At 72.9% G+C, this 20,609-nt stretch carries 18 protein-coding genes and 2 pseudogenes; 4 read left to right on the top strand and 16 right to left on the bottom strand.

The window, feature by feature from the left end:
• Positions 1–5: 5 nt before the first annotated feature.
• Complete coding sequence (locus FB467_RS09330; RefSeq protein ID WP_211350582.1) at positions 6–1,079, bottom strand: SAM-dependent methyltransferase; 1,074 nt, start codon at positions 1,077–1,079, stop codon at positions 6–8.
• 86 nt (positions 1,080–1,165) lie between these two features.
• Between FB467_RS09330 and FB467_RS09325 the strand changes: the two genes are divergently transcribed.
• Positions 1,166–4,138 carry an ATP-binding protein gene (locus FB467_RS09325; protein ID WP_170230646.1) on the top strand — a complete coding sequence of 991 codons (2,973 nt, stop codon included), beginning with the start codon at positions 1,166–1,168 and terminating at the stop codon, positions 4,136–4,138.
• Between the two features lie 39 nt (positions 4,139–4,177).
• Here the strand turns inward: FB467_RS09325 and FB467_RS09320 are convergent, their stop codons facing one another.
• From FB467_RS09320 to rplS, 9 genes are all read right to left on the bottom strand, one after another.
• Positions 4,178–5,083, bottom strand: a complete 906-nt coding sequence (locus FB467_RS09320; RefSeq protein ID WP_141786577.1) for a tyrosine recombinase XerC — start codon at positions 5,081–5,083, stop codon at positions 4,178–4,180.
• 111 nt (positions 5,084–5,194) lie between these two features.
• Entirely contained in the window at positions 5,195–5,830 is a 636-nt protein-coding gene (locus FB467_RS09315; RefSeq protein ID WP_170230644.1) for a M23 family metallopeptidase, read from the bottom strand.
• Entirely contained in the window at positions 5,827–6,951 is a 1,125-nt protein-coding gene (gene dprA / locus FB467_RS09310) for a DNA-processing protein DprA (protein ID WP_141784849.1), read from the bottom strand. Before dprA ends, FB467_RS09315 begins: the two co-directional genes overlap by 4 nt.
• On the bottom strand, positions 6,948–8,483 hold the full coding sequence (locus FB467_RS09305; protein ID WP_141784848.1) for a YifB family Mg chelatase-like AAA ATPase: 1,536 nt from the start codon (positions 8,481–8,483) through the stop codon (positions 6,948–6,950). Before FB467_RS09305 ends, dprA begins: the two co-directional genes overlap by 4 nt.
• Positions 8,483–8,875, bottom strand: coding sequence for a YraN family protein (locus tag FB467_RS09300; protein ID WP_425325831.1), 393 nt, complete (start codon positions 8,873–8,875; stop codon positions 8,483–8,485). The genes FB467_RS09305 and FB467_RS09300 overlap by 1 nt, the downstream gene beginning before the upstream one ends.
• Before the next feature lie 126 nt (positions 8,876–9,001).
• Positions 9,002–9,325 (bottom strand): DUF2469 domain-containing protein, encoded by a 324-nt coding sequence (locus FB467_RS09295; RefSeq protein ID WP_141784847.1) that lies wholly within the window; start codon positions 9,323–9,325, stop codon positions 9,002–9,004.
• Positions 9,322–10,050, bottom strand: a complete 729-nt coding sequence (locus tag FB467_RS09290; RefSeq protein WP_228393369.1) for a ribonuclease HII — start codon at positions 10,048–10,050, stop codon at positions 9,322–9,324. The genes FB467_RS09295 and FB467_RS09290 overlap by 4 nt, the downstream gene beginning before the upstream one ends.
• Positions 10,047–10,913 (bottom strand): signal peptidase I, encoded by an 867-nt coding sequence (lepB, locus tag FB467_RS09285; protein ID WP_228393368.1) that lies wholly within the window; start codon positions 10,911–10,913, stop codon positions 10,047–10,049. Before lepB ends, FB467_RS09290 begins: the two co-directional genes overlap by 4 nt.
• A 229-nt stretch (positions 10,914–11,142) precedes the next feature.
• A complete protein-coding gene (rplS, locus tag FB467_RS09280) occupies positions 11,143–11,499 on the bottom strand; it encodes a 50S ribosomal protein L19 (protein ID WP_141784846.1) in 357 nt (118 codons plus the stop codon).
• A 201-nt stretch (positions 11,500–11,700) separates the two neighbouring features.
• On the opposite strand from rplS, the gene FB467_RS09270 reads away from it, so the two are divergent.
• Complete coding sequence (locus tag FB467_RS09270) at positions 11,701–12,876, top strand: CapA family protein (protein WP_170230642.1); 1,176 nt, start codon at positions 11,701–11,703, stop codon at positions 12,874–12,876.
• 79 nt (positions 12,877–12,955) lie between these two features.
• On the opposite strand, the gene trmD is transcribed toward FB467_RS09270, so the two are convergent.
• From trmD to FB467_RS09245, 6 genes and pseudogenes are all read right to left on the bottom strand, one after another.
• On the bottom strand, positions 12,956–14,179 hold the full coding sequence (gene trmD, locus FB467_RS09265) for a tRNA (guanosine(37)-N1)-methyltransferase TrmD (RefSeq protein ID WP_141784844.1): 1,224 nt from the start codon (positions 14,177–14,179) through the stop codon (positions 12,956–12,958).
• 2 nt (positions 14,180–14,181) lie between these two features.
• Complete coding sequence (gene rimM / locus FB467_RS09260) at positions 14,182–14,715, bottom strand: ribosome maturation factor RimM (RefSeq protein WP_141784843.1); 534 nt, start codon at positions 14,713–14,715, stop codon at positions 14,182–14,184.
• A 118-nt stretch (positions 14,716–14,833) separates the two neighbouring features.
• A complete protein-coding gene (locus FB467_RS09255) occupies positions 14,834–15,076 on the bottom strand; it encodes an RNA-binding protein (protein ID WP_141784842.1) in 243 nt (80 codons plus the stop codon).
• 3 nt (positions 15,077–15,079) lie between these two features.
• Positions 15,080–15,256 (bottom strand): annotated as a pseudogene (locus FB467_RS19575) (sunset domain-containing protein); the annotation flags it as partial.
• Between the two features lie 81 nt (positions 15,257–15,337).
• Positions 15,338–15,823, bottom strand: a pseudogene (gene rpsP / locus FB467_RS19310) (30S ribosomal protein S16); the annotation flags it as partial.
• A gap of 161 nt (positions 15,824–15,984) precedes the next feature.
• Positions 15,985–17,496, bottom strand: coding sequence for a helix-turn-helix domain-containing protein (locus FB467_RS09245; RefSeq protein WP_141784840.1), 1,512 nt, complete (start codon positions 17,494–17,496; stop codon positions 15,985–15,987).
• A gap of 137 nt (positions 17,497–17,633) precedes the next feature.
• Here FB467_RS09245 and aceA point away from each other — a divergent pair, with 137 nt between their 5' ends.
• Entirely contained in the window at positions 17,634–18,962 is a 1,329-nt protein-coding gene (gene aceA / locus FB467_RS09240) for an isocitrate lyase (RefSeq protein WP_141784839.1), read from the top strand.
• Between the two features lie 63 nt (positions 18,963–19,025).
• The gene (locus FB467_RS09235) at positions 19,026–20,609 is read left to right on the top strand and encodes an aldolase/citrate lyase/malate synthase family protein (protein ID WP_141784838.1); all 1,584 of its coding nucleotides are present in this window, start codon (positions 19,026–19,028) and stop codon (positions 20,607–20,609) included.

Below are 20,609 nucleotides of genomic sequence, written 5' to 3'. Positions count from 1 at the left end.
CCCCGTTAGGGCCGGGCCTCGATGACCATGTGGAAGTCGTTCTCGGTGGCGCGGCGGACCACGCCGAACCCTGCCTCCGTGAGCACCTCGCGCAGGGCCGCCTCGCCGGCCAGTGCGCCGAGCGCACGGCCCACGGGTTGCGACAGCGAGTTGGCCGTGCACAGGAAGGTCGAGGCGGCGTACCCAATGGCGGCCATCGGGACCGAGGTCAGGTTGGCGGCCAGGTCGTCCTCGGACCGAGGCTCGACGAGCACCAACGTGCCGTCGGGGGCCAGCGAGCGCCGGGCATGTGCGGCCGCGCCCACCGGATCACCGAGATCGTGGAAGGCGTCGAAGAAGGTAATGACGTCGACCCCTCGGTCCGGGTATCCATGGCAGTCGTTCGCCTCGAACCGGACCCGGTCGGCCACACCCTCTTCCGTCGCCCGCTGCCTGGCGGTCTCCACGGACGCCGGGTGCCTGTCGTATCCGACGAAGCGCGACGCAGGAAACGCCCCGGCCAGCAGCAGCAGTGGAGCCCCGTGTCCGCAGCCGACATCCAGCACCCGCGCCCCAGCCTCCAGCTTGGCCTGCACACCCCCAAGCGCGGGGATCCACTCCCCGACGAGGCTGTTGCGGTAGCCCACCCGGAAGAACCTTTCGGTGCCCTCGAAGGTGGCGGGGTCCTGCTCGCCCCACGGGATGCCGGCACCGGTGCGGAACGCCTCGACGAGTTGGTCCGTGCGTCGGTGCATCCCGCTGATCTGCGGTGCCGCCCCGATCATCGATGCAGGTGACTCCTCCGAAGCCAACACCGCGGCGTGCTCCGGGGGGAGGGTGAAGGTCGTGTCGGCCGGGTCGTAACTCACGAACCCGACCGCCGCCTGCTGGGCCAACCACTCACGTACATACCGTTCGGCGGTACCGGTCGCCCCAGCGAGCTGGGCCGAGGTGAGCGGCCCGCCCGCGGCGAGGGCGGCATACAGCCCGGTCCGGTCCCCGACGACCATCATGGCGGCGGTCGCCCCACCGGCCAGCATGCCGCCGACCCGCTCGGCGAACGCGCCGACCTTCTCAAGATCCAGTGTCTGCGTAGTCACAATGACTCCTTCGGTTGATGATCAAACAACCGTGCACGAGGCGGGTTTCACCAGGGTTTCACCAGGGCGTCGGGCACACTGGAGTCATGCCTGACCTGCGTGTGGGCGTGTTGGGCACGCTCGAGGTTCACGTCGACGGGCGCCCGCAGGTCGTTCCTCCGGGCCGTCAGCGGGCGGTGCTGACGTGCTTGCTCGCACATGCCGGTCAGCCGGTGTCGCGTGATGCCCTCATCGAGGCAGCGTGGCGCGACGACGTTCCGCACAACCCGCCCAAGGCGCTGCGCACCGTCCTGTCGCGGCTCCGCACCGTGCTGGGACCTCAGTCGATCGAGTTCACGCCGGCCGGATATCGACTCAGTTTCGCGACGGTCGATGGCGACGAGTTCGTCGACCTCGTCCGACGGGCCAGGTCGACGGATCCGCTGGAGGCGTCGGACCTGCTCGAGCGTGGCCTAGCCCTGTGGCGCGGGCCGGCCTACGGCGAGTATGCCGACGCCCCCTACGCGACCGCCGTCGCCCAGTCCCTGGAGCAATTGCGGATGGAGGCGGTGGAGGCCCGCGCCGACGCCCTGCTGCAGCTCGGTCACCCGGCGGCGGCCATCACCGCGCTCCAGGAACTGCTCGTCGACCAACCCTTCAGGGAGCACGCCCTGGAGGTGCTGGCCACCGCGCTGTACCACGCCGGCCGTCAGACCGACGCGTTGGACCTGCTCCGGAACCACCGGAAGACACTGGCCGCCGAGCTCGGGCTCGACCCTGCACCCGGCCTGGCGGACCTGGAGGCGGCCATCCTCGGCCACACCATGAAATCGCCCCGCGCGGTTGAGGCGCCGCCGGCCTGGCTGGACACATCGACTGCGTTCGTGGGACGCGAAGACGAGTTGTCGGACGTGGCTGCCTCCGTCGTGGCCAACCGGCTGAGCATGATCACCGGCCCCGGTGGCGTGGGCAAGTCCCGACTCGCTGCCGAAGCACTGCCGCGGATACACAGAGAGCTCGGACTGCCGACAACTGTGGTCGAGCTGGCACAGGTGGGGGCACACCAGGCCATCGCCGCCGTCGCGGACCGGATTGGGCTCCGTTCGACGAGTGAGCACGACCGTGACCACCCCGGCCGCCCGGCTGCCGATTGTGACAGCACAAGACCGGACCTGACCTCGGCCGCAGTGGTGGGCGAGCTCGTCGCATACCTGGAGGCGGTGCCCCACCTCCTGGTGCTGGACAACTGCGAGCACGTCCTCCCCGAGATCGCCACCCTGGCCTCGACCATCGCTCGTCGGTGCCCCGGCACGAGGGTCCTCGCCACGAGCCGCCACCGCCTCGGGGTCCCGACCGAACGCGTCCTCCCGCTGACCCCGCTGCGACTGCCCGACCCCGCCACGAGCGCCGGACGCCAGGAGGCGACGTCGTCGATGCGGCTGTTCATCGACCGCGTGCGACGCCTGCGCCCGACCTTCACCCTGACCCCCGACAACAGGGCTCAGGTCGTGGACCTGTGTCGGTGGTGTGACGGTGTGCCGTTGGCGCTGGAGATCACCGCCTCCCGGGTGGCGTCCACCAGCGTGGCCGACGTGGTGGAGTTCCTGCCCGGGGACCTGACAAGGAGCGACCTCCATGCGGTCGTGGACTGGTCCTACCGCCTGTTGGGGGCACCGGAACGCCTGGTGTTGCAGTGCCTGTCCGTCTGCGCCGGCGATCTCGATGGACCCTCGATCCTCGGTCTGATCGAGCACCTCGGGGAGGACGGGCAGGACCTCTCCGGTGCCCTCGGCGAGCTCGTGGAGTCCTCACTCGTGGTCCGTGTCGACGTCGAGGGCGGCACGACGGGTCCGGCAACGGTGCGGTACCGACTGTTGGCGATGGTGCGGGCCTACGCCGCTGAGCGCCTGGCTGATTCGGGGCGGGCAGCGGACGTCCACCGTGCGCACGCCCACTGGGTGCGCACGGTGCTCGAGGGCGTCCAGCAAGACTGGTCGCGCGAGGACGGCGCCCGGCTGAGCGCCCGTCTGACGGCGCACGCGCCGGAGATCGGGTCGGCCCTGCGGTGGGCCCTGGACGCCGATGATTGTGAGCTGGCTGCAGGCCTCTCCCACACCTTGGTGCGGTGTTGGCACTGGACTCCCAGCCCGCCGGTGCGCGACCTGATGGCCGCGGTGGCGGAGACGGCCACCCGATACCCGGGGCCGACGACCGCGCCGGGCCTCGCAGCCGGCGCCTTCATCGCCGCTGAACACGGCGAGGTCGCGCGTGCCGCCGAACTGGCCAAGGAGGCGCTGGTCGTGAGCGACGCCGGTGAGGTCCACACGACCGCATACCTGGCCCTCGCTGTGGCAGCGATGTACGCGGCAGACCTCCGGGGAGCCCAACGCCACTTCACCGAGGTCGCGAGGAATCCCGAGACGGCCGGAGAAGCCCACGCCTCGTTGGCGCTCACCGCCTGCTACGCCGACGACCTGACTGCGGCACGCGAACACGCCGCCATCGCGCTCACCGCCTGCTCCGCCGGGAGCGACCACGCGCTGGCGTTCGCCCAATACGCGGCGGGAGAGGTGCGGGCACGCACCGACCCGGACGCGGGGATGTCGCTCCTGCGTCAGGCGATCGCGGAGGCCGAGCGGGTCAGTGCGGAACAGGTCGCCCGGGTGGCCCGGATCGCGCTGTTTGCCCGACTGGTGCGGGACGGCGCCAGTGACGAGGCCGTCCCCCTCGGACTGATCCTGATCACTGACCTTCGACGGCTGTCAGCGTGGAACCAAATCTGGACTCTGCTGCGGCTGCTCGCGGAGCTACTCGCGGCCAACGGCCGGTGGTCCGATGCGGCCTTTCTGTGGGGCGCGGCTGCCGCTGGCGGGGCGCCGCCACCGATGGGCGACGATGTCGAACGTTATGCGCAGCTGGAGGCTCTGCTCGCCACACATCTCGAGGCCGGATTCCGATGCCGGATAGAGGACCTCGCCGCGGCCACCCCGCGCCACCGTGTTCTCAGCCGCGCCGAGGACCTGCTCGCCCGCTGGCACCGCGCGGGACGGTCGGAACCTCCTGCCTCCGACGCCCGGTGAACGGATGCGCCAGGACCCGTCGTCCCCTGGCCGGGGACCTCAAGCCCTAGGGTGCGCCTGCCGGTATGCCGATCGCAGCCGCTCGACGGACACGTGCGTGTAGATCTGGGTGGTGGCCAGGCTGGCGTGGCCCAGCATCTCCTGGACCGTCCTCAGGTCGGCGCCGCCCTCGAGCAGGTGGGTCGCTGCGGAGTGCCGCAACCCGTGGGGTCCCAGGTCCGGCGCGTCCGGCAGGTGCGCGAGCAGGTCGTGGACGGCACTGCGGATCTGGCGTTGGTCGACCCGTCGTCCCCGGCGCCCGAGGAACAGCGCGGGTCCGGACTCCGCCGTGACCAGCAGCGGTCGGCCGCGGCTCAACCAGTCGCCGAGCGCCCGTCCGGCGGGGACGCCGAAGGGCACCGTGCGCTCCTTGTTGCCCTTGCCGAGGACCCTGGCCACCCGCCCGGTGAGGTCCAGGTCTTCCAGGTCGAGCCCGACCAGCTCGCCCACCCGGATCCCGCTGGCGTAGAGCAGTTCGAGCGCGGCCCGGTCCCTGAGGTGGACGGGGTCGTCGTCGTCCGCGGACACCTCCGCCAGGTCGAGCAGCCCCGCGGCCTCGGACTCCTTCAGCACCCCCGGCAGGTGACGCGCCTGGCGCGGGGTCCCGAGGCGGACGGACGGGTCGCTGGGGACCCGTCCGGTGCGGTGGGCCCAGCGCAGGAAGGTCTTGGCGGCCGCGGAGCGCCGGGCGATGGTGGAGGCAGCGACGCCTGACGCGGCGAGTGTGCCCAGCCAGCTCCTCAGGTCGGACAGGGTCACATCCGGCAGGTCCTCGACGCCGGCCACGGCCAACGCCCCCGACATCGAGCGCACATCCCCCAGGTAGGCCCGGATCGTGTGCTCCGACCGGTTCTTCTCGGCCCGCAGGTGTCGCTCGTACTCCGCCAGGACGGCGGACGGCACGATTCCCTCGCCGACTGACCCTGCCGGCGCGTCGTCCGCGGTCTCGCGGGAGGCGGTGCTCACGCACCCACCGTGACACGGCGGGCGCGCCCAGAGCGCCCCGGCACGCCGGAGTCAGCCGGTCGGCAACAGGGACAGCTCCCAGCCGTTCAGGAAGAGCATCGGGTCGACATACGTCTCCTTCCCCCGGATGGCACCCAGGTGCAGGCACGTCACCAGCACACAGTGCCCGCCACTGCCGAGGACTCCCACCCGGTCGCCGGCGGCGACGACCGTGCCCGTCCCCACCCGGTCCTCCACCGGCTGGTAGGTGCTGCGCAGGTCCGGCCCGTGGCGCACCGCGACGATCCCGACACCGTTGATGACCCCGCTGTAGGAGACCACCCCGTCATCCACGGCGGTCACCGGGCTGCCGACCGCGCCGAGCAGGTCGACCCCGCGGTGCCCGGGCAGCCACTTCTTGGCCGGAGGCCGGAACGGGTCCACCACGACGACCGGTCCGGGCAGCGGGGGTGACCAGCGGACCGCGGCGTCCGGAGCCCGCAACCCGGTGACCTCGCCCGGGAAACGGACGGGGTCGCCCACCAGCCACCCGAGGATGAGCGCACCACTCTGCGACGGCTCGGCCACCGGTTCGGTCACCGGCTCGGCCCCGTCCCCGACCGTGGCCGGTGCGGGCGCGGCGGCACCCTGCGACCCCACCACGAGGGCGACGAGCAGCGCCGTCCCCAGGATCCGGCGGGTCCTCACCGGACCCTCCCCCACCCGTCCAGGCGTCGTTCCACCAGCCCGGCAGCCTCCAGCTGTCCCAGTCCGGCCAGCACCTCCGCGGCGGACAGCCCCGCCAACCCGGCCAGCTTCTCGACGGTGGCCGAGCGGTACTGCGGCAGCACCGCACGGACCTTCTGGGCCCCGCCGTCCAGGTCGTCGCCGGGACGCGACGGGCCGCGCTTCGGCGTGGCCAGGTGCTCCCCGATCCGGCCGAACAGCTCGGCAGCCTCCTCCGCGTCGGTCACCAGCACCGCCTCGGCGTCCCGCACCATCTGGTGGCACCCGGCCGATGCCATCGAGGTGACCGGCCCCGGCACCGCTCCCAGCGGACGGCCGAGCCGCAGCGCGTGCCGGGCGGTGCTGCGCGCCCCCGACCGCAGGCCTGCCTCCACCACCAGCGTGCCGGCCGTCATCGCCGCGATGAGCCGGTTGCGCTGCAGGAACCGGACCCTGGTGGGGGCCGCCCCCGGGGGGACCTCGCTGACCACCGCCCCCACCTCGGCGATCTGCGCCAGGAGCCGTTCGTGCGCCGCGGGGTAGGGCCGGTCGACCCCACCGGCCAGCACCGCGATGGTCGACCCGTCGACTGCCAGGGTGGCCCGGTGGGCCGCCCCGTCGATGCCGAAGGCCGCTCCGGAGACGATGCCGAACCCCGCCCCGGACAGCCCCGCGGCCAGCTCGGTGGCCAGGTACTCCCCGTAAGCGGTGCTCGCCCTCGACCCGACCACCGCGACTCCGGTCGTCGCGACCCCCACGTCGAGCGGCCCGCGCGCATAGAGGCAGAACGGGGGCAGCTCCAGGTCGTCCAGACCGACCGGCCACTCCTCGTCCGACGGGGTGATCACCCGGGCGTCACACCGGGCGGCGATCTCCAGGTCCCGCACGGGATCCAGCTCCCGGGCCCGGGGCGCGTACTTGGCGGTCTTCGCCGACCCGGCCCGCAGCGCCACGGCCAGGCCGTCGACGATCCCGTAGCGGACCACGAGATCCCTGGCCGTGGTGTCCCCGGGTTCGGCCAACCGCGACCAGGCCACCCGCGCGATCCGCTCGTCCAGCGCCTCAGCGGCAGCCGGCGAGGGTGTGCCCCCACGGGTGCTCATCCCGCCACCCCCGCGCTGTTGCGCAGCGCCAGGGCATGCGCGATCTGCTCCCGGTGGGGCCGGTCGGCACCGGCGAGGTCGGCCACGGTCCAGGCGATCCGCAGGCACCGGTCGTAGCCGCGCAGGGTCAGCCGCCCGTGGTCGACCGCGCTGTCGATGTCGCGGGTGTCGGCGGCGGGCAACCGCCACCGGCCCGAGCGCAGGAAGGTGCCCGGCACCTCGGCGTTCACCGACCAAGGGGTGCCCTCCCACCGGCGGCGCTGCCGCTCCCGGGCTCCGAGCACCCTGGCCGCGACCGCGGCGCTGGCCTCGCCCCCGCTCCCGGACAGCGAGGCGCGGGACACCGGCAGCATGCCCACCCGCACGTCGATCCGGTCCAGCAGCGGTCCGGAGAGCTTGCCGAAGTAGCTGCGCCGGGCCTGGGGCGTGCAGGTGCAGGCCAGCCCCTTGCCGTAGCCCAGGCCACAGGGGCAGGGGTTGGCGGCCGCGATCAGCTGGAAGCGCGCCGGGAGCCGCACGTGCCGGTCCGCCCGCGCGATCACCACCTCACCGGACTCCAACGGCTGGCGCATCCCGTCGAGCACGTCCCGCCGGAACTCCGGGGTCTCGTCCAGGAACAGGACACCCCGGTGGGCCCGGGACACCGCGCCGGGCCGCACCCGGCCGCTGCCGCCGCCGATCACGGACGCCATGGACGCACCGTGGTGCGGCGCGACGAAGGGGGCCCGGCCGACCAGGGAACCGGCCCCGGGCAGTTCACCCAGCACGGAGTGCACCGAGGTGACCTCGAGCGCCTCCTGCCGGTCCAGGGCGGGGAGCAGCCCCGGCAGCCGCTCGGCGAGCATCGTCTTGCCCGCGCCCGGAGGGCCGACCAGGAGCATGTGGTGGCGTCCGGCCGCGGCGACCTCCAGCGCGGCGCGCGCCTCGGCCTGCCCCACCACGTCCCGCATGTCCGGGAGGTCCGTCGGTGCCTCCGCCTCGGGCGACACGGCCCGCAGGCCCGGCTCCGCCCCGCTGGCCAGCGCCCCGTAGAGACCGATCAGTTCGCCCAGGGTGGCCACCGGCCGGACCGTGATCCCCGGCACGAGGGCGGCCTCCCGGGCGTTGTCCCGCGCCACGACGAACTCGCGGGCCCCGGCCGCGGCGGCGGCGATCACCATCGGCAGCACCCCGGGGACCGGACGGACCGACCCGTCCAACCCCAGCTCCCCGATGTGGGTGACCTGGCCGACGAGGTCGGTGGGCAGCACGTCCATGGCCGCCAGCACGGCGGTGGCGATGGCGACGTCGAAGCCGGAGCCGTGCTTGGGCAGCGAGGCCGGGGACAGGTTCACCGTCCAGCGCCTCGCCGGGATCCGGTGGCCCGAGTTGCCGGCGGCGGCCTTGACCCGGTCCGGCGCCTGGGCGCACGCGGTGTCGGGCAGGCCACCGACGACGAAGGTGGGCAGCCCGTCGGCCAGGTTCGCCTCGACCCGCACCGGGTGTCCCTCCACCCCGGTCAGCGCCACCGCGCGGGTGACCCCGAGGCCCATCAGGCCACGCCCCTGAGGTGCTCGACCTCGGCCGCACCGGAGCGCTGGACCAGCACCCCCAGCACGTCGATCCGGACCTCCCGCCGGTGCAGGTCGTGCTCGCGCAACCATTGCAGCGCGAGCCGGCGCAACCGGGCCGCCTTGGCCGGGACGACCGCCTCAACCGGCGACCCGTAGCGGTTGGACCGCCGCGTCTTCACCTCACAGAAGACCAGCGTGTCGCGGTGCAGCGCGACGATGTCCAGCTCCCCCTGGTCACACCGCCAGTTGCGGTCCACGACGACGTAGCCGCGGTCCTCCAGGTAGCGGCACGCCACCTGCTCGCCGTAGTCACCCACCGACCGCGCCACGCGGTACGGCATACCCCCGTCGGCCACCTCGACCACCTCCACCGCCGAGGCTGCCCTCCGGCGCACGCAGAGGAGAAGCGGCGGCGGGGTCCCTGTGGACGGTGCGAGCCCACGCCCGGCGTTGTGGACGACCGGGCCGGCGCCCTCAGCGGCGCCGCGGGAGGCGGATCAGGAGGGGAAACCGCCGCCCTTGGGGATCTCGAGGTCGCTCTTGGCCAGTTCCTCCACGTTGACGTCCTTGAAGGTGATCACCCGCACGTTCTTGACGAACCGGGCCGGCCGGTAGACGTCCCACACCCAGGCGTCGCTCATGGTGACCTCGAACCAGGTCTCCCCGCTGCCGGTCCGCACCTGCACGTCGACCTCGTTGGCCAGGTAGAACCGGCGCTCGGTCTCCACCACGTGGGTGAACAGGCCCACCACGTCGCGGTACTCGCGGTAGAGCGCGAGTTCCATGTCGGTCTCGTACTTCTCCAGGTCCTCGGCACTCATGCCTGACTCAGCTCCCTCGGGTCGACGACGTTGCCGGTGATGTTCCAGCTGCGGCGGTGGTACGGGCTCGGCCCCAGGGTGCGCAGCGCCTCCTGGTGCTCGGGGGCCGCATACCCCTTGTTCAGCTCCCAACGGTATGCCGGATGCTCCGGCGCCTTCTCGATCATCTGGTTGTCGCGGGTCACCTTGGCCAGCACGCTGGCGGCGGCCACCGAGGAGCAGGTCATGTCCGCCTTGATCAGGGTCCGCACCGGCACCGGCGGAGCGACGGCGGGGTCCAGCAGGCCGAGCAGCCCCTCCCGGGACGGGTCGGTGAGCCAGTCGTGGTTGCCGTCCAGGATGACCAGGTCGGGGGCGGTGGGCAGGTGGGCGAGGGCGCGCTGGCCGGCCAGGCGCAGGGCGGCCATGATCCCGACCTCGTCGATCTCCTCCGGCGAGGCGTGACCCACCCCCCAGCCGAGGCACCAGCGTTGGATGGCGGGCACCAGGCGCTCCCGGGCGGGGCGGGTGAGCAGCTTGGAGTCCTTGACCCCCTGCGGGGCGCTCCGGCAGGTCTCGTCGATCGCGACGACACCGACCGAGACGGGCCCGGCGAGGGCGCCCCGTCCGACCTCGTCCATCCCGACCAGCACTGGGTAGCCCTCGCGCTGCAGCGCCCGTTCCAGGCGCAGGCTGGGCTTCCCGCTCGGCGGGCGGGCCGGTCGGCGGCGACGGGTGACGGTCACGGCGCCGCGCTTCCCTCCGGGGCCGGCACGTCGGCGAACACGTCCCCGGCGCCGTCGCCGAACCAGTTCCACCGGTCCAGCGGCCACACCAGGACCATCGCCTGACCGACCATGTGGTCGGCCGGCACGGACCCGGCGGCACCGGTGCCGTCGTCGTTGGCCCGGGAGTCCCGCGAGTTGGAGCGGTGGTCGCCCATCATCCAGTAGTGGTCCTCCGGCACCACAACGTCGAACGCCTCGAGGCTGGGTTCGTCACCGGGGTAGAGGTAGGTCTCGTCCAGCGGCTCCCCGTTGACCGTGATCCGGCCCTGCTCGTCGCAGCAGACGATGTGGTCCCCACCCATCCCGATGACCCGTTTGATCAGGTGGTTGCTCTCCCCCGCGGGGGCCAGGCCCACGAACTCCAGGGCGTCCATCACCGGGTTCAGGATGGGCCCCCGGTCGGTGTCCACCTCCTGGTGCATCAGCCAGCCACCCGGGTCCACGAAGACGGCGATGTCGCCGCGCTCGATCTGCGTCGGCCCCGCCTGGATCTTGGCCACCATCACCCGGTCACCGTAGATCAGGGTGTCCTCCATCGAGCCGGACGGGATCCAGAACGCCTGCACCACGAAGGTCTTGATCAGGAAGGAGATGACCAGTGCCGTCCCGCCCACGATGAGGACCTCGCGCAGGAAGGACCCGAACCCCGACCTCCGGCGCCGGGCGGGCCGCCGGGTGGCGGCGACCTCGTCCTCGGGCCCGGGCCCGGTCCCGGCGGGGTCCGTGTCCGGGAGGTCGGTCTCCGGGAGGTCGGTCTCCGGGAGGTCCGCGTCGGACGTCCGGTCGGGCCCGGGCAGGTCCTCGGGTTGCTCAGGTGGCACCTGTCACGTCCTGTCTCCTCTGTCCGGGACCTCGGTCCGTCCGCTCGCGGCGCCCCGTGGCGGGAGGCCTGCCAGCGACCCTAGTACCGCGGGCTGTGGGTGGCCGCGTGACCCCGCGGGCCGCGCCGCGGCGGGGCACCCGCCCCCGGAATGCGATGTCCACCCGGGCCGGGGCCATCGGGTGGACATCGCGTGCGTCACCGGGCCGGATGTTTCCGGCGGCGGGGACTCAGTTGCTGGGGGTCTCGCGCTTCTCGCGGATCTTGGCGGCCTTGCCGCGCAGCTCGCGCAGGTAGTACAGCTTGGCGCGACGGACGTCACCGCGGGTGACCAGCTCGACCTTGTCCACGTTCGGGGAGTGCACCGGGAAGGTGCGCTCGACGCCGACGCCGAAGCTGACCTTGCGCACGGTGTAGGTCTCACCGATGCCACCACCGTGGCGGCGGATCACGACGCCCTGGAAGACCTGGATACGGGAGCGCGAACCCTCGATGACCTTGACGTGGACCTTGATGGTGTCGCCGGCGCGGAAGTCCGGGATGTCGTCCCGCAGGCTCTCGGCGTTCAGGTCGTCGAGCGTGTGCATGATCGTTCGCTTTCTCGCAGGTGCCACAGGTCACCCACGGCTGTCGTCATCCGTCATCGGATGGTTACGGTTAGGGCGCGTCACACCGGTCAGTCGCACACTTCCCCCTGTGGCAGGGGCGCGATGGTTCGGTCCGACGTGGACGCAAGGATCAAGTTTGCCACAGCGGGGGCAGCAGGTCGAAATCGGAGCGGAGGCATCGTGCCGGGTCAGTCACGCGAGTCGGTATGCCGTGGGGCGGCGACCGCGCTGCTGCTCGCCGGGGCACTCACCCTGGCCGCGTGCGGCGGTGGTCCGGACCCGGACGCCGGCACCCGGTCCACCGGCGCAGACACCGTGCCGGGCCCCACCGCGCACCCCGACCCGACGTCGGAGCCGGAGCCCAACCCGACGACGGAACCGGAGCCCGACCCGACGTCGGAGCCGGAGCCGGAGCCCGGGGTGGTCTCCCTCGCCGTCGTCGGCGACCTGATGCTGGGCCGGACCGCCGGTGACCGGATCCTCTCGGACGGGCCGGAGGCGCCGCTGGTCGCGGTGCAGCCCCTCCTGGACGAGGCCGACCTGACGGTCGGGACCCTGGAGACGGCCATCGGGACCGCCGGTGCACCGGAACCCAAGGCCTACACCTTCCAGGCACCGCCCGAGAGCGTCGCCACCCTGGAGCACGGCGGCTTCGACGTCCTCACCCTGGCCAACAACCACTCCATGGACTTCGGCGCCGACGGACTGGCCCAGACCATCGAGGTGCTGGACGCCGCGGGGATCGGGCACGTCGGGGCGGGGGCGGACGCTGCAGCCGCGCACGCCCCCGTCGTGCTGGAACGGAACGGGCTGTCCGTGGCCTTCCTGGCCTACGCGGACGTGCCGGAGGAGTCCGGCGGCTACCCGATGTCGACCTGGACGGCGACCGGGTCCTCCCCCGGCATCGCGTGGGCGGACCCGGAGGAGATCAGCACCGCCGTGGCCGACCTGGCACGCCGGCACGACCACGTCGTGGTGCTGCTGCACAGCGGCACCGAGGGCTCCGACGAGCCCGACGAGGCGCAGCGGCGGGCGGCACGGGCGGCGCTGGACGCGGGCGCCACGCTGGTGCTGGGCTCGCACCCGCACGTGCTCCAGGCGATCGAGGTGCACGACGGGCAGCTGGTCGCCTGGAGCCTGGGCAACTTCGTCTTCGACGGGTTCGACGGCTACTACGGGGACCGCGGCGTGGAGTCGGTCGTCCTGTCGATCACCCTGGACCGGGACGGGGTCACCGACGTGACGACCGAGCCCGTCCGCCTGGTCGACGGCTTCCCGCAGCCGCTGGGCGCGGGCGAGGCCGCGCGCCTGCTCGAGCGCCTGGAGTCCCTCCCCCGCGCCTGGAGCGACCGCTGACCGGGGCGCCGAGTGGACGCGCTGTGGCCACCCGGTCCTCGAATCACCGTGCACGACCCGTGCAGTCGGCGCGTCCCGGCTAGGCCGGCGGCACCCCGCCGGTCCGCCTGCGCTCCTTGCGCATCGCCACAGCACCCGGGACCGGCGTGCCCGGGACCTTGCGGTAACCCGCCCGCTTGTAGCGCCGGATGTTGGCCGTCGACCGGGCCCCGGTGAACAGCACGTATGCCGTCACTTCCTCGGGTGCGCGTCGCTCGGTGAGTTCCAGCAGCGCCCGCCCCAGGCCGCGCCCCTGTAGGTCGGGGGCGACCATGAGCCGGCCCACGTCCCACACCGGCGCACCGTCCGGCCCCGTCTCCTGCCGGCCGCGCACCGCCCCGACCAAGCGGCCCTCGGCCCGGACCACCCAGGTGTCCCACTCCCCGATCCAGCCGCGCACGTCCTCGACGTCCTCCTGCAGGGCGGGGATCGCGAAGGTGTCGTTGTCGATCGCCTCCTGCAGCCAGCAGGCCCGGGACAGGATCAGGATCTCCCCGGCGTCGGCGGGCACGGCGGGCCGCACCTCGGCCTCCTCCAGCCCGGCCAGCGTGGCCGCGGCCGGCAAGAGGTCCGGCCGGCGCGCGGCGGTGCGCTCCAGGCGCTGCTCGTGCCGCCACCGGGCGATGGCCCCGTGGTCCCCGGAGAGCAGCACGGCCGGGACGTCGCGGCCCTGCCAGGAGGCCGGCTTGGTGTAGACCGGGTACTCCAGCAACCCGTCCTCGTGGCTCTCCTCGACCAGCGACGCCTCGTTGCCGATGACGCCGGGCAGCAGCCGGGCGACCGCCTCCACCATCGCGAGCACGGCGACCTCACCGCCGTTGAGCACGTAGTCTCCCAGCGAGACGACGGTGACCGGCATCCGCTCGGCCGCGTACTCGTAGACCCGCTCGTCGATCCCCTCGTAGCGCCCACATGCGAAGGCCAACCAGGGTTCGGTCGCCAACTGACGGGCCATCGCCTGGGTGAACGGCACCCCGCCCGGGCCGGGGACCACCAGGTGCGGGACGGCGCCATCCGGCACCGACGCGGCCGCCCCCGCGGCGAGTACGGCGTCCAGGGCCTCGGCCCAGGGCTCGGGCTTCATCACCATGCCGGCACCGCCGCCGTAGGGGGTGTCGTCCACGGTCCGGTGCCGGTCGTGGGTGCTGTCGCGCAGGTCGTGCACGGCCAGGTCGATGAGGCCGTCCCGGCGCGCCTTCCCGATCAGCGACAGGTCCAGCGGGGCCAGGTAGTCCGGGAAGATCGTGACGACGTCGATCCGCACGCTCACTCCTGCCGGTCGGACCCGGGAAGGTCGAGGAGCCCCTCGGGCGGGTCGATGACGACCCTCCGCGTGTCCTCGTCCACCTCGGGCACCAACTCGTCGACGAATGGCACGAGCGCGGTCCCGCCGCCGGGCAGCCGCACCTCCAGCAGGTCCTGCACCGGGCGCAGGTGCAGCGCGCTCACCGTCCCGACCTCGGTGCCGTCGGTGTCGAGCACGGTGAACCCCAGCAGGTCCTCCTCGTACCACCCGTCGTCGGCGTCCTCGTCCGCCGCGCCGTCGGTCAGCAGCAGGCGGGTGTTGCGCAGCGCCTCGGCCGCGGTCCGGTCCGGGATCCCCTCGAAGCCGAGGAGGTAGGTGCCCTGGTGCACCCGCACGCTGCGCAGCACCAGCGGCTCCCCCGCTGCACCGGAGGGGGACTCCGTCGCGAACTCCGCGCCCACCAGGAACCGACCCTGGGGGTCGTCGGTGTGCACCTGCACGGTGACCTCACCACGCAGGCCGTGGGCCTTGCCGATCCGGGCTGCGACGTACACGGGGCCTCCTGGGCGACGGACGATCGGGGACTTGTGGGGAGAAACGGCTCAGGAGGGGTATGCCGACAGCTGGCGCTGCGACATACCCCTCCTGAGTGGGTGGTGCGTTGGGCCTGGCCTAGCGGAGCCGGTCGGTGTCGACGATGTCGACCCGCACGTTGTCCCCACCGGACAGCGCACCCATCACGGTGCGCAGGGCGCTGGCGGTGCGGCCGCGGCGGCCGATCACCCGGCCGAGGTCCTCGGGGTGGACCCGGACTTCGAGGACGTCGCCGTACCGGACGTTCTTGCGACGCACGACGACGTCGCCGTCATGGTCGACGATGCCCTTGACCAGGTGCTCCAGGGCCTCCTCCAGCACGGGTCAGTCCTCGGACTTCGCGGAGCCCAGGTCGGCACCGGCGTCCGCGCCCTGGGCGGCGGCGCCACCGGCGGGCTCGAACCCGGCCGCGGCGGCGGCCTCGGCGGAGCGGAACCACACCTCGGCGACGGTGGCGTCATACCACTGCGAGCCCTCGGTGTGGTACTTCATCGAGTCCTTGTTGCCCTTGACGGTGAAACCCTCGGGGGCCGAGCCGTCCTCGGTCGCCGGGGCCGAGTCGGGGCCGAAGCCACCGTCGGTCGCCGCGGCAGCGGGCTCCTCGGCCTTGGCGTCGGCCTTCGGCTCCTCCGCCTTGGCCTCCTCGGCCTTCGGCTTGTCGGCCTTGGGCTCCTCGGCCTTGCGGCTCTTCTTCGGGGTGGTCGCGGAGGACCCGGAGTCGTCCCCGCCGGCAGCGGCGAGGGCGGCCTCGTACAGCGCCTTCTTGTCGGGGCGCGGCTCGGCGAACTTCAGGGTGCCCTCGGCACCCGGCTCACCCTTGAACTTCTGCCAGTCGCCGGTGACCTTCAGCAGCGCCATGACCTGCTCGGTCGGCTGGGCGCCGACGGACAGCCAGTGCTGGGCGCGCTCGGAGTCGATCTCGATCAACGAGGGCTCGGCGGTCGGGTGGTACTTGCCGATCTCCTCGATCGCACGGCCGTCGCGCTTGGTGCGCGAGTCGGCCACGACGACGCGGTAGAACGGTGCACGGATCTTGCCCATGCGCTTCAGGCGGATCTTGACAGCCACGTGTGCGGTGTCTCCTCATTCTTGGTCTGGGTGAGCGGACGCCGTCCCACGTGGGGAAAACACGCGTGGAGCGACCGCTGCAGATGGACACATCCGACCGCGGTGAGAGGGGCCACGGCAGATGGGTACCCGGGTATTGTGCCAGATCCTCGGCGCCGGACCTACTCCGGTGCGTGGTCGGCGACGAACTGCAGCACCTCGGTCTCGTCGACACCCGGGAAGACCCCGGGCGGCATCACCGCGAGCAGGTGAGAGTGGGCCCTGGCACTCGGCCACACCTGCCCCGACCACGCCCGGGCCAGCGCCTCCGGCGGCGTCGCGCAGCAGGAGGGGTCCGGGCACCGGGATGCTCCCCGCGCGTCGGTGTCCCTGCCCCGCATCCACTTGACATGGGCGTAGGGCACCCCGACGCTGACCGAGAACCGGCCGGCGGCGGTCTGCTCGACGATGGCGGTGCACCAGTAGGTGCTGCCGCGGCCGGTGTCCGTGTACTGCTGGTAGGCATCGCCACCCGGCTGGTCGAAGACCACCCGGGCGGTCCAGTGCCGGCAGACCCGCGCACCCTCGATGGCGCCGGTGTCGTCCATCGGGAAGCGCACGCCGTCGTTCTCGTAGGCCTTGTAGATGACCCCGTCGCTGCTGATCCGCATGAAGTGCACGGGCAGTCCCAGGTGCCGGGTGGCCAGGTTGGTGAACCGGTGGGCGGCCGTCTCGTAGGACACGGCATACCCGTCCCGCAGGTCCTCGATGGCGATGTCCCGGGCGGCCTTGGCCCGCTGCAGCATCGGCACGGCGCTGGTCTCCGGCAGCAGCACCGCCGCGGCGAAGTAGTTGATCTCGACCCGCTGGGCCAGGAACTCGGCGTAGTCGCGGGGCGGCTCGTGCCCCAGCACCAGGTGGCCCACCGCCTGCAGTGCCAGCCCGCGCCCGTCCCGCCCGCCGGGCTTGGGGTGCGGCAGGTAGATCCGGTGGTTGGCCAGGTCGGACACCGTCCGGGTGGACGGTGGCAGACCGTCGGTGGGCACCACGGTGAACCCGATGTGCGCGGCGATCCGGTCCACCTCCGACCGGGTCACCGGACCGCCGGCGTAGTCGATCGCGCGGAGCAACCGGCTCGCCTCCGCCTCGATCTCGGGGAAGTAGTTGTCCGCCTGGCGCATCCGTCGGCGCAGGTCGCTGTTGGCCAGCCGGGCGTACTCGGGGGTCGCGGCGCGCTGCCGCTGCAACGAGGTCACCGTCTCGTGCAGCCCGACGAGGGCCTCCAGCGCGTCGGTCGGCAGGCCGGGACCGGCCTTGACCGAGGGGATCCCCAGCGCCTCGAACCCCGGGGAGCGCTGGGCCCGCTCCCACTTCACCTCCAGCGAGGCGCGCCGGGACGGGGCCGCCCCGGAGAGCAGGTCGCCCAGCTGGACGCCGAGCGCGGAGGCGACGCGACCCAGCACGGACAGCCGGGCTTCCCGCTTGCCGTTCTCGATCAGCGACAACGCCGACGGCGACAGGTCGACGGCGCCGGCCAGGTCGGCCAGCGTCATCCCCCGCTGCTGGCGGAAGTGCCGCAGCCGGCGACCGAGCGCCAGCGGGTCGGGGGCGCCGTCGGGCGCGGTGGACTCCTCGGCCACCGCCCCGTCCGGCACGAACGGCAACAACCGGCCCGGGGCCGCCTCGATGCTCATGTCCGTCACGCTAGCGCAAGAAGCCAGAAAATTGACAGGAGTTTCCGGGGTGATCGACCCGAAACGTGGCTCAGTGTGTGGAGAACCAGGCGATTCACCGATCTTCCCGACCCGGGGAGAACCACACAGGAGGACCCATGACCATCACCGAGCAGACAACGGAGCCGACCCAGGGCACCCAGCCCGGCCAGGAGCCGTTCGCCCAGCAGGCCGAGGAGCTGCGTCAGCAGTGGATCAACGACCCCCGGTGGGCGGGCATCGACCGGCGCTACTCCGCCGAGGACGTGGTGCGGCTGCGCGGCTCGGTGGTGGAGGAGCACACCCTGGCCCGGCGCGGTGCCGAGCGGCTGTGGGAGGCGCTGCGCACCAAGCCGTTCGTGCGTTCCCTCGGGGCGCTCACCGGCAACCAGGCGGTGCAGCAGGTGCGGGCCGGGCTCGAGGCCATCTACCTGTCCGGCTGGCAGGTCGCCGCCGACGCCAACCTGGCCGGCCAGACCTACCCGGACCAGAGCCTCTACCCGGCGAACTCGGTCCCGGCCGTGGTGCGCCGGATCAACAACGCGCTCCAGCGTGCCGACCAGATCGCCTGGTCCAACGGGGAGACCGACACCGACTACTTCGCCCCGATCGTGGCCGACGCCGAGGCCGGCTTCGGCGGCCCGCTGAACGCCTTCGAGCTGATGAAGTCGATGATCGCCGCGGGTGCCGCCGGGGTCCACTGGGAGGACCAGCTCGCGTCCGAGAAGAAGTGCGGTCACCTGGGGGGCAAGGTGCTGGTCCCGACCCAGCAGCACGTGCGGACCCTGACCTCGGCCCGGCTGGCCGCCGACGTGCTCGGCGTCCCCAGCCTGGTGATCGCCCGGACCGACGCGCTGGCCGCGGACCTGCTCACCAGCGACGTCGACCCGATCGACCAGGAGTTCACCACCGGCGAGCGCACCGCCGAGGGCTTCTTCCGGGTGCGCAACGGCATCGAGCCGGTGCTGGCCCGCGCCAAGGCCTACGCGCCCTACGCCGACCTGATCTGGGTGGAGACCGGCAAGCCCGACCTGGGCCTGGCCCGCGAGTTCGCGCAGGAGCTGCACAAGGACTTCCCGGACCAGATGCTGGCCTACAACTGCTCGCCGTCGTTCAACTGGAAGTCCGCCCTGGACGACACCGAGATCGCCGCCTTCCAGGACGAGCTGGGCGCGCTGGGCTACAAGTTCCAGTTCATCACCCTGGCCGGCTTCCACGCGCTGAACCACTCGATGTTCGACCTGGCCCACGGCTACGCGCGGACCGGCATGTCGGCCTACGTGGAGCTGCAGGAGCGCGAGTTCGCGGCCGCGGCCCAGGGCTACACCGCGGTGAAGCACCAGGCCGAGGTCGGCACCGGCTACTTCGACGAGGTCAGCAAGGTGATCAACCCGGACAGCGCCACCACCGCTCTGTCCGGGTCCACCGAGACCGAGCAGTTCCACTAAGCCGCCCACCGGGTCCCCGCAGCGGACCCACCCCGCCGACCCACCCACCGTGAGGAGATCCCCATGGACCGACCGGACCTGAACCTCGCCGCACCCGGCACCGACCGGGCGACCGACCTGTTGGACGGGCCGACCAGGCACGTCCTGGCCGGGCTCGAGGCGGCGTCCAGGTCCGGTCGGGCGGACCTGCTCCGGGCCCGCAAGGACCTGGCCCGTTCGGTCCTCGCGGGGGGTGAGTTGGCGGTGGATCCCGCCACGGCGTCCATCCGCGAGGACGCCACGTGGCGGGCCGCACCGGCCCCCGACGACCTTCCCCGGCGGCAGGTCGAGCTCTGCTCCCCCGCCACCGAGGCCGACGCCCGGGCGGCGCTGTCCAGCGGTGCCGACACCTGGGTGGCCGACCTGGAGGACGGGCTGGTCCCCACCTGGGACCGGCTCGTCGCCGCCCAGCGGGTGCTCGCGGGCGTCGCCACCGCGCCGGAGGCGGACCAGCCCTCACCGGCCCTCGTCGTGCGGCCCCGCGGCCTGCACCTGGACGAGGGGCACCTGCAGCACGACGGGGCCCCGGTGAGTGCGCCGGTCGCCGACGTCGGGTTGTTCCTCGCGCACTGCGCCCGTCCGCTGCTGGAGGCCGGGCGCACCCCGCACCTGTACCTACCGAAGCTGGAGTCCCATGCCGAGGCGACCTGGTGGGACGCGCTGCTCACCCGCGCCGAGGAACTGCTCGACCTCCCGGCGCACAGCGTCCGGGTGAGCGTGCTCGTCGAGACGGTCCAGGCGGCATACCAGCTGGAGGAGATCGTGCACGCCCTGCGGCACCGGGTGACCGCCCTGGCGGCCGGCCGCTGGGACTACGTCTTCTCCCACCTGCGCACCTATGCCACGCGGCCGGACCAGGTGGTGCCGGACCGCGACTCGTTCACCATGAACACCCGGTTCCTGCGCAGCTACACCGACCTCATCGTGCGCACGTGTGGGCGCCGCGGCCTCCTCGCCATCGGCGGACCGGTGGCCGACGTGCCGGGCGGCCCGTTCGAGGAGGCCACGCTGCGCGCGGGGGCCCGGGTCCGCCGCGACAAGCTGCGCGAGGCCCGCCAGGGGTTTGCCGGCGCCTGGGTGCTGCACCCGGCCCTGGTCCCGGTGGCCCGCGAGGCCTTCGAGCAGGTCGGGTCCCACGACCTCCCGGACCACACCGGCCCGGTCGTGGTCGACGGGGAGGCGCTGCGCGACATCAGCAAGCTCCCGGGCACCGCGACGCTGAGCGGCCTGCGCTACAACATCCGGGCCTCGCTCACCTTCCTGACCGGCTGGTTGTCCGGCCAGGGCACCTGTGTCATCGAGGGACACCTGGAGGACTTCGGCACCGTCGAGTTGGCGCGGATGCAGGTCTGGCAGTGGGCCCACCACGGGGTCCGGCTCGCCGAGGGGCCGACCGTCGGCCCGCTGCTGATCGCCCGCGTCGTCGGCGAGGAGGCCGCGACCCTGCGCCGCCGCCTCGCCACGGCCGACGACCGGATCGACCGGGCCGCCGAGCTGCTCACCGAGGCCTTCGAGATCGTGCCGCCGCTGGCCTTCCTGTCCCAGCGGGCGTATGCCGTGCTGCTGTCCGGGGCACCCGCGGGCAGCAGCAACGGGTCCGCCGCCTGA

The sequence above is a fragment of the Ornithinicoccus hortensis genome (assembly GCF_006716185.1).
Classification (GTDB): Bacteria; Actinomycetota; Actinomycetes; order Actinomycetales; family Dermatophilaceae; genus Ornithinicoccus; species Ornithinicoccus hortensis.
The sequence above is the reverse complement of the archived record's forward strand: the minus strand, read 5'-3'. Positions and strand labels throughout refer to the sequence as shown.

Coding starts and splice junctions, on each gene's coding strand:
- FB467_RS09325 (WP_170230646.1), top strand. CDS start 1,166: ATGCCTGACCTGCGTGTGGGCGTGTTGGGCACGCTCGAGGTTCACGTC.
- dprA (WP_141784849.1), bottom strand. CDS start 6,951: ATGAGCACCCGTGGGGGCACACCCTCGCCGGCTGCCGCTGAGGCGCTG.
- aceA (WP_141784839.1), top strand. CDS start 17,634: ATGACCATCACCGAGCAGACAACGGAGCCGACCCAGGGCACCCAGCCC.
- rplS (WP_141784846.1), bottom strand. CDS start 11,499: ATGCACACGCTCGACGACCTGAACGCCGAGAGCCTGCGGGACGACATC.
- FB467_RS09305 (WP_141784848.1), bottom strand. CDS start 8,483: ATGGGCCTCGGGGTCACCCGCGCGGTGGCGCTGACCGGGGTGGAGGGA.
- FB467_RS09295 (WP_141784847.1), bottom strand. CDS start 9,325: ATGAGTGCCGAGGACCTGGAGAAGTACGAGACCGACATGGAACTCGCG.
- FB467_RS09235 (WP_141784838.1), top strand. CDS start 19,026: ATGGACCGACCGGACCTGAACCTCGCCGCACCCGGCACCGACCGGGCG.
- FB467_RS09245 (WP_141784840.1), bottom strand. CDS start 17,496: ATGAGCATCGAGGCGGCCCCGGGCCGGTTGTTGCCGTTCGTGCCGGAC.